Below are 7,663 nucleotides of genomic sequence, written 5' to 3'. Positions count from 1 at the left end.
GTCTTGCTCCAACATTTGGTCGCGGTGCGATGACCAACCACTGGGTCGACATCAAGAACGCCAACCTTATTGTGGTGATGGGCGGTAACGCCGCTGAAGCGCACCCTGTCGGGTTCCGCTGGGCGATGGAAGCCAAAATCCACAACGGTGCGAAACTGATTGTGATCGATCCCCGCTTCACGCGTACAGCGTCAGTGGCGGATTTCTACACCCCTATTCGTTCAGGTACTGACATCACTTTCCTGTCAGGCGTATTGCTGTACCTGATGACCAACGAAAAATACAACCGCGAATACACCGAAGCCTATACCAACGCCAGCCTGATCGTGCGTGAGGATTACCACTTCGAAGATGGCCTGTTCAGCGGTTACGACGCCGAAAAACGCAAGTACGACAAAACCAGCTGGAACTACGAGCTGGATGAGAAAGGCTTTGCGAAACGCGATACCACCCTGCAACACCCGCGCTGCGTGTGGAACCTGCTGAAAGAGCACGTCTCCCGCTACACGCCGGAGGTGGTCGAAAACATCTGTGGTACGCCGAAGGCGGACTTCCTGAAGGTCTGCGAGCTGATCGCCGAAACCAGCGCGAAAGATAAAACCGCGTCGTTCCTCTACGCCCTCGGCTGGACGCAACACTCCATCGGTGCGCAGAACATCCGTACCATGGCGATGGTTCAGCTCCTGCTCGGCAACATGGGCATGGCAGGCGGCGGCGTGAACGCCCTGCGCGGTCACTCCAACATTCAGGGTCTGACCGACCTCGGCCTGCTGTCTCAAAGCCTGACAGGTTATATGAACCTGCCAAGCGAGAAACAAACCGACCTGCAAACCTACCTGACGGCCAGCACGCCAAAACCGCTGCTCGAAGGCCAGGTGAACTACTGGGGCAACTATCCGAAGTTCTTCGTCTCGCTGATGAAAGCCTTCTACGGCGACAAGGCGACGGCGGAAAACAGCTGGGGCTTTGACTGGCTGCCGAAGTGGGACAAAGGCTACGACGTGCTTCAGTACTTCGAGATGATGCATCAGGGCCAGGTCAACGGCTATATCTGCCAGGGCTTTAACCCGGTGGCCTCGTTCCCGAACAAGAACAAGGTTGTTGAGTCCCTGTCGAAACTGAAGTTCCTGGTGACGATTGACCCGCTCAATACTGAAACCTCGACCTTCTGGCAGAACCACGGCGAATCGAACGACGTCGATCCGTCGAAGATTCAGACTGAAGTCTTCCGTCTGCCATCCACCTGCTTCGCGGAAGAGAACGGGTCTATTGTCAACTCCGGCCGCTGGCTGCAGTGGCACTGGAAAGGTGCGGACGCCCCGGGCATCGCCATGAACGACGGCGAGATCCTGGCCGGTATTTTCTTACGCCTGCGTAAGATGTACGCGGCTGAAGGTGGCGCGAACCCGGAACCGGTGTTGAACATGACCTGGAACTACTCGACGCCTGAAAATCCTGCGCCGGAAGAAGTGGCGATGGAGAGCAACGGTAAGGCGCTGGCGGATGTTATCGACCCGGCCACCGGCACCGTGCTGGCGAAGAAAGGCGATCAGCTCAGTACCTTCGCCCATCTGCGCGATGACGGTACAACGTCAAGCGGCTGTTGGATCTTCGCTGGTAGCTGGACGCCGAAAGGCAACCAGATGGCCAACCGCGACAACGCCGACCCGTCGGGCCTCGGCAATACGCTGGGCTGGGCGTGGGCGTGGCCGCTTAACCGTCGCATCCTCTATAACCGTGCCTCCGCTGACCCGCAGGGCAACCCGTGGGATCCGAAGCGTCAGCTTCTGAAGTGGGACGGCGCGAAATGGGGTGGCGTGGATATTCCGGACTACAGCACTGCCGCACCAGGCAGCGATGTCGGACCGTTTATCATGCAGCCTGAAGGGATGGGACGTCTGTTTGCCATTGATAAGATGGCAGAAGGGCCGTTCCCGGAACACTACGAGCCGTTTGAGACGCCGCTGGGCACTAACCCGCTGCACCCGAACGTGGTCTCTAACCCGGCAGCGCGTATCTTCAAGGGCGACTTTGAAGCGCTGGGTAAAAAAGACAAGTTCCCGTACGTGGGCACCACCTATCGTCTGACCGAGCACTTCCACTACTGGACCAAGCACGCGCTGCTTAACGCCATCGCGCAGCCGGAGCAGTTTGTGGAGATCGGCGAGAAGCTGGCGAACAAGCTCGGCATCGCCCATGGCGATACCGTGAAGGTCTCCTCTAACCGCGGCTACATTAAAGCCAAGGCGGTGGTGACCAAGCGTATTCGCACGCTGAACGTTCATGGTCAGCAGGTGGATACCATCGGTATCCCAATTCACTGGGGCTATGAGGGCGTGGCGAAAAAAGGGTTCATTGCGAACACCCTGACGCCGTTCGTCGGTGATGCGAACACGCAGACGCCGGAATTTAAGGCCTTCCTCGTGAACGTGGAAAAGGTGTAACGGAGACGACTTATGGCTTATCAATCTCAAGACATTATCCGTCGTTCCGCGACTAACGGTTTCACGCCCGCGCCTCAGGCGCGGGACCACCAGCAGGAAGTGGCGAAACTTATCGACGTGACCACCTGTATCGGCTGTAAAGCCTGTCAGGTGGCCTGCTCTGAGTGGAACGATCTGCGTGACGAAGTGGGTCACAACGTTGGGGTGTACGACAACCCTGCGGACCTGACCGCCAAGTCCTGGACGGTGATGCGTTTCTCGGAAGTGGAGCAGAACGACAAACTGGAATGGCTTATCCGCAAAGATGGCTGTATGCACTGCGCGGATCCGGGCTGCCTGAAGGCATGTCCGTCAGAAGGGGCTATCATTCAGTATGCCAACGGCATCGTCGACTTCCAGTCCGAGCAGTGCATCGGCTGCGGCTACTGCATTGCGGGCTGTCCGTTCGACGTACCGCGCCTGAACCCGGAAGACAACCGCGTCTACAAATGCACGCTGTGCGTTGACCGCGTCACTGTCGGCCAGGAGCCCGCGTGCGTGAAGACCTGCCCAACCGGCGCTATCCACTTTGGATCTAAAGAGGATATGAAAACGCTGGCGGCAGAGCGCGTGGGCGAGCTGAAAACCCGTGGTTACGACAATGCGGGCCTGTACGATCCGGCCGGTGTTGGTGGTACGCATGTGATGTATGTGCTGCACCATGCCGACAAGCCGAATCTGTATCACGGCCTGCCGGAGAACCCGGAAATCAGCGCCACCGTGAAGTTCTGGAAAGGCATCTGGAAACCGCTGGCCGCGGTAGGTTTTGCTGCCACCTTCGCAGCGAGCATCTTCCACTACGTCGGCGTCGGTCCGAACCGTGCGGAAGAGGAAGACGACAACCTGCATGAAGAGAAAGACGAGGTGCGCAAATGAGAAAACGTGACACCATCGTGCGCTACACCGCGCCGGAACGCATCAACCACTGGGTCACCGCCTTCTGCTTCATGCTGGCGGCGATAAGCGGGCTGGGGTTCTTCTTCCCCTCCTTCAACTGGCTGATGCAGATCATGGGGACACCACAACTGGCGCGTATACTGCACCCGTTTGTTGGCGTCATCATGTTCGCGTCGTTCATCATCATGTTTTTCCGCTACTGGCACCATAACCTAATCAATCGGGATGATATCTTTTGGGCGAAGAATATTCGTAAGATCGTCGTCAACGAGGAAGTAGGTGATACCGGGCGTTATAACTTCGGTCAGAAATGCGTATTCTGGGCGGCGATTATCTTCCTGGTCCTGTTGCTGGTCAGCGGCGTGATCATCTGGCGTCCGTATTTTGCGCCTGCTTTCTCAATCCCGGTGATCCGATTCGCGCTGATGCTGCATTCATTTGCCGCAGTGGCGCTAATTGTGGTTATCATGGTGCATATTTACGCCGCCCTCTGGGTGAAAGGCACCATTACCGCGATGGTGGAAGGCTGGGTAACCAGTACGTGGGCGAAGAAACATCACCCGCGCTGGTACCGTGAAGTCCGCCAGAAACAGGAAAAGTCATCTGAATGAGTATTCGCATAATCCCGCAAGATGAGCTGGGGTCGAGCGAGAAACGTACGGCGGAGTATATTCCGCCGTTGTTATTCCCCAGACTCAAGAACCTCTACAACCGCCGCGCAGAGCGTCTGCGCGAGCTGGCAGAGAACAACCCGCTGGGCGATTTTCTGCGTTTTGCTGCGCTTGTCGCCCACGCGCAGGAAGTGGTGCTGTACGACCACCCACTGCAAATGGACCTGACTGCGCGCATCAAAGAAGCCAATGAGCAGGGCAAGCCGCCGCTGGATATTCACGTCCTGCCGCGCGACAAGCACTGGCACAAGCTGCTGCATTCGCTGATTGCCGAGCTGAAGCCCGAAATGAGCGGTACTGCGCTTGCGGTCATTGAGAACCTGGAAAAAGCGTCCGAACAGGAGCTGGAAGAGATGGCGAGTGCGCTGTTTGCTTCCGACTTTTCGCTGGTCAGCAGTGATAAAGCGCCGTTTATCTGGGCGGCACTGTCGCTCTACTGGGCGCAGATGGCAAGCCTGATCCCCGGCAAAGCCCGCGCCGAGTACGGCGAAGCGCGCCAGTTCTGCCCGGTGTGCGGTTCCATGCCGGTCTCCAGCATGGTACAGATTGGCACCACCCAGGGGCTGCGCTACCTGCACTGCAACCTGTGCGAAACCGAATGGCACGTCGTGCGCGTGAAGTGCAGCAACTGCGAGCAGACCCGCGATCTCAACTACTGGTCGCTGGAAAATGAAGAAGCGGCAGTGAAAGCCGAAAGCTGCGGCGACTGTGGGACCTACCTGAAGATTCTGTATCAGGAAAAAGACCCGAAAGTCGACGCGGTAGCCGACGATCTCGCCTCGCTGATTCTGGACGCCAAAATGGAGCAGGAGGGCTTCGCCCGCAGCTCAATCAACCCGTTCCTGTTCCCGGGTGAAGGGGAGTAATTTCCACCAAAGCCCGGTGAGCCTCTGTGCAACCGGGCTATTTACTGCGATAGCGCAGAGATGACATGTTGAGGGTCGTTAGCAATGGCGCGCAAGAGCGCTTTGGCCGGGCCTGTGGGTGAGCGTCTGCCTTGTTCCCAGTTACGCAACGTATCAACACTGACTGAGATTAAGTTCGCGAATTTACTCTGCGACAACCCGGACGCCTGGCGAATTTCTTTTATTTTCATCGCATCGATTTGAAACGTACGCGACGGCTCGCGTTGGCCCTCGGCAATTTCGTTCATTTGCGCAATGCTTTGGGTTAATCGCTCAAACAGCGCCTTATCCATTTACCACCTCTCTATCATCTTTTTCAGAATGGCTTTCTCCTTCGCGGACAGGTCATCTTTGATCCCTTTGCGATAAATGAGCAGCAACCTAATTTCAAACTCACGCGTACGATGAAAATAAATAACCCTTACTCCACCACGCTTTCCCTTGCTTCCAGAAAACCAGCGAATCTTTCGCAGGCCCCCCGTATTCTGAATCAGATCGCCATTATTAGGTTGCGTTACCAGGAAAACCTGAAGCTTATGGTATTCGTCGTCATCCAGTAACGTTTTGACGTCTTCTGTGAAAATATCCGTTTCAATGAATAGCATAAATTATACGCCATTGGCTTAGAGTAACACATCTCCTATGTACGTCAATGACGTACTCCCATATGAGCTACGTTATTGATATTCGAGCAACTAATCCATTTATTTCATTGAGTGTATAAGGATTTTGCGAGCCTTTTTCCAAATCTCTGGTTTAACCCAATTTCTTTGTTTTCATCTGCTGTAAACCAGGCTATAAACTGTATAAACACACAGTAAAAGGACGTAACCATGGCTCTGGAGAAGGGTATTGATAAGCTGGTACAGGAGTTTATTGCCGCAGGACGACCTTCCTCGCGAAAGCAGAGTATTGATGACCGGAGAAGCGGATATGTCGCCAGCACAGCGCTGGCCGGGGAAAAAGAAACTCGTGTCCAGGTTGAAACGCTTGTTATTGAGGATTTGACCTTTCGGGTATTTTCGCCTGTCAATGCCCCTGAAACGTTACCTTGTGCCTTCTACTATCATGGTGGGTGTTTTGTCAGCGGTGGGTTTGACACGCATGATAATCAACTCCGTCAACTGGCTTTTCACAGCCACTCCCGGGTCATTGCGGTTCAGTACAGACTCGCACCCGAGCATACCTTCCCCGCCGCACACGACGATGCAGAAAGAGCTGCAGATCTTATCTGGCACAATGCCGAAAAATTAGGCGTAGATAAATACCGGGTCACCCTTTGCGGAGACAGTGCAGGCGCACATCTGGCGCTGGTGACGTCGCTAAGACTCAAAACGAAAGGTGTCTGGCAAGCTGCACAGCTGATTCTTATCTACCCTATGCTCGACGCTACGGCCAGTTTTGAAAGTTATATTCTCAATGGTGCAGATTATGTCATCACCCGAGATACCTTGCTTAGCGGGTATGAGATGTATCTCGCAGACACTGACCGTCAGCATCCCGAAGCCAGCCCATTGTGGCGGGATGATTTTCACGGTCTTCCCCCTGTGCACATCATTACCGCAGAGCACGATCCGCTGTGTGATGAAGGAGAAATGTTGTATCAGCACCTGACAGAGCAAGGAGTGGAGTGTACCGCTCAACGCTGGCTGGGTGTCATCCATGGCTTCTTCCAGCTTGGTGGTATTAGCCAGTCAGCGCGAGACGTAATGCGGGATATCGCCGGACGGATTAGGCACGTCCGGGAAGAGTAAACAGGCGATCACTCCTCTTCATTCCCCCCCTCTTCATACGCGCCATACGGCTTCGCAGGGAGAACGATGTAAGTTCCTTCAAACACCGCGCCCGGGGTGTCATCGCCAAACAGCTCAACCTGCATCTGCACGCGCGCTTTGCGGCCACGCGCCAGACGATCAAGGTCGCCGCCCAGTGCGCCAAGATCAGCCACCGCGCTCGGTTTACCGCTGATCGGCGCGCTGTAACGGATATGGGCATCGGCCAGAATGATGGTGCCGCCAAGATGGCGCTCGCGCAGCATCAGCCAGATCAGCCCCCAGCCGGTGAGCGTTGCCAGAGAAAACAGGCTGCCAGCAAACAGGGTGTGGTGAGGGTTCTGGTTGCCGATTTCCGGCATGGTGGTAATGAATTTTTGCCCGGTGTACTGCTGGATGCGCACGCCCATCTTTTCACTCAGAGGGATATGTTCATACCAGGCTTGCTGTAACTGACCGCACCAGTCTGCGCGATGCAGAATGTCGTCCAGAGTGGCAATGGGTTTGATCATCAAAAAATGACGAATCGGCGTGGTTTGCGGGGCGGTGATTTCCCCCTGATTTACAAAACCGAGTTTGGCAAAGAACTCCACGGCATCTTCGCGGGCGCTACAGGTGACGCGCTTAACGCCCTCCTGCCGGGCGACGGACTCCAGGGTCATTGCCATTAGCGTCCCCAGCCCTTTGTCCTGTACGGAAGGGTGAACCGCCATAAAGCGAATAGATGCTTCGTTATCGGCATTGATATACAGACGCCCGACGGCGACGAGATTGCCCTCCTCGTCCATCACCATCTGGTGATGGGCCATTGCGTCCCAGGCGTCGCGCTCAGAGCCTTTCGGTTGATGTAATGGCTTGCGCAGCATTTCCCAGCGGAACTGGTAATAGGCTTCTAACTCTTCTTCCGTTTGCGGTACTCGAAGGTGATACATAGC

The 7,663-nt window shown here is 55.5% G+C and carries 8 protein-coding genes; 5 read left to right on the top strand and 3 right to left on the bottom strand.

Features of this window, described 5'->3' with window-relative positions:
* From fdnG to fdhE, 4 genes are all read left to right on the top strand, one after another.
* The coding region (gene fdnG / locus L977_RS02690) for a formate dehydrogenase-N subunit alpha (protein ID WP_052192602.1) at positions 1-2,444 on the top strand (2,444 nt) is incomplete at its 5' end.
* A gap of 12 nt (positions 2,445-2,456) precedes the next feature.
* Positions 2,457-3,359: a formate dehydrogenase subunit beta gene (gene fdxH / locus L977_RS02685; RefSeq protein WP_008501831.1), complete on the top strand. Its 903-nt coding sequence runs from the start codon at positions 2,457-2,459 to the stop codon at positions 3,357-3,359.
* The gene (gene fdoI / locus L977_RS02680) at positions 3,356-3,991 is read left to right on the top strand and encodes a formate dehydrogenase cytochrome b556 subunit (RefSeq protein ID WP_008501832.1); all 636 of its coding nucleotides are present in this window, start codon (positions 3,356-3,358) and stop codon (positions 3,989-3,991) included. Before fdxH ends, fdoI begins: the two co-directional genes overlap by 4 nt.
* Entirely contained in the window at positions 3,988-4,917 is a 930-nt protein-coding gene (gene fdhE, locus L977_RS02675) for a formate dehydrogenase accessory protein FdhE (RefSeq protein ID WP_047343709.1), read from the top strand. Before fdoI ends, fdhE begins: the two co-directional genes overlap by 4 nt.
* 41 nt (positions 4,918-4,958) lie before the next feature.
* Here fdhE and nadS read toward each other — a convergent pair whose 3' ends face one another.
* Both nadS and L977_RS02665 read right to left on the bottom strand, forming a co-directional pair.
* Entirely contained in the window at positions 4,959-5,249 is a 291-nt protein-coding gene (gene nadS / locus L977_RS02670; protein WP_047624627.1) for a NadS family protein, read from the bottom strand.
* Positions 5,250-5,561 carry a hypothetical protein gene (locus tag L977_RS02665; RefSeq protein WP_047624626.1) on the bottom strand — a complete coding sequence of 104 codons (312 nt, stop codon included), beginning with the start codon at positions 5,559-5,561 and terminating at the stop codon, positions 5,250-5,252.
* Between the two features lie 228 nt (positions 5,562-5,789).
* Here L977_RS02665 and L977_RS02660 point away from each other — a divergent pair, with 228 nt between their 5' ends.
* Positions 5,790-6,710, top strand: a complete 921-nt coding sequence (locus L977_RS02660; RefSeq protein WP_047624625.1) for an alpha/beta hydrolase — start codon at positions 5,790-5,792, stop codon at positions 6,708-6,710.
* 8 nt (positions 6,711-6,718) lie between these two features.
* Here L977_RS02660 and fabY read toward each other — a convergent pair whose 3' ends face one another.
* Complete coding sequence (gene fabY / locus L977_RS02655) at positions 6,719-7,660, bottom strand: fatty acid biosynthesis protein FabY (protein ID WP_023336483.1); 942 nt, start codon at positions 7,658-7,660, stop codon at positions 6,719-6,721.
* Positions 7,661-7,663: the final 3 nt, after the last annotated feature.

The sequence above is a fragment of the Enterobacter sp. ZOR0014 genome, from assembly GCF_000798855.1.
GTDB lineage: Bacteria > Pseudomonadota > Gammaproteobacteria > Enterobacterales > Enterobacteriaceae > Enterobacter > Enterobacter kobei.
This window is presented reverse-complemented; position numbering and strand designations above follow the sequence as displayed.

Excerpts from the sequence above, each read along its gene's own strand:
- L977_RS02665 (WP_047624626.1), bottom strand. The coding sequence starts at position 5,561 with ATGCTATTCATTGAAACGGATATTTTCACAGAAGACGTCAAAACGTTA.
- nadS (WP_047624627.1), bottom strand. The coding sequence starts at position 5,249 with ATGGATAAGGCGCTGTTTGAGCGATTAACCCAAAGCATTGCGCAAATG.
- fabY (WP_023336483.1), bottom strand. The coding sequence starts at position 7,660 with ATGTATCACCTTCGAGTACCGCAAACGGAAGAAGAGTTAGAAGCCTAT.
- L977_RS02660 (WP_047624625.1), top strand. The coding sequence starts at position 5,790 with ATGGCTCTGGAGAAGGGTATTGATAAGCTGGTACAGGAGTTTATTGCC.
- fdxH (WP_008501831.1), top strand. The coding sequence starts at position 2,457 with ATGGCTTATCAATCTCAAGACATTATCCGTCGTTCCGCGACTAACGGT.
- fdoI (WP_008501832.1), top strand. The coding sequence starts at position 3,356 with ATGAGAAAACGTGACACCATCGTGCGCTACACCGCGCCGGAACGCATC.
- fdhE (WP_047343709.1), top strand. The coding sequence starts at position 3,988 with ATGAGTATTCGCATAATCCCGCAAGATGAGCTGGGGTCGAGCGAGAAA.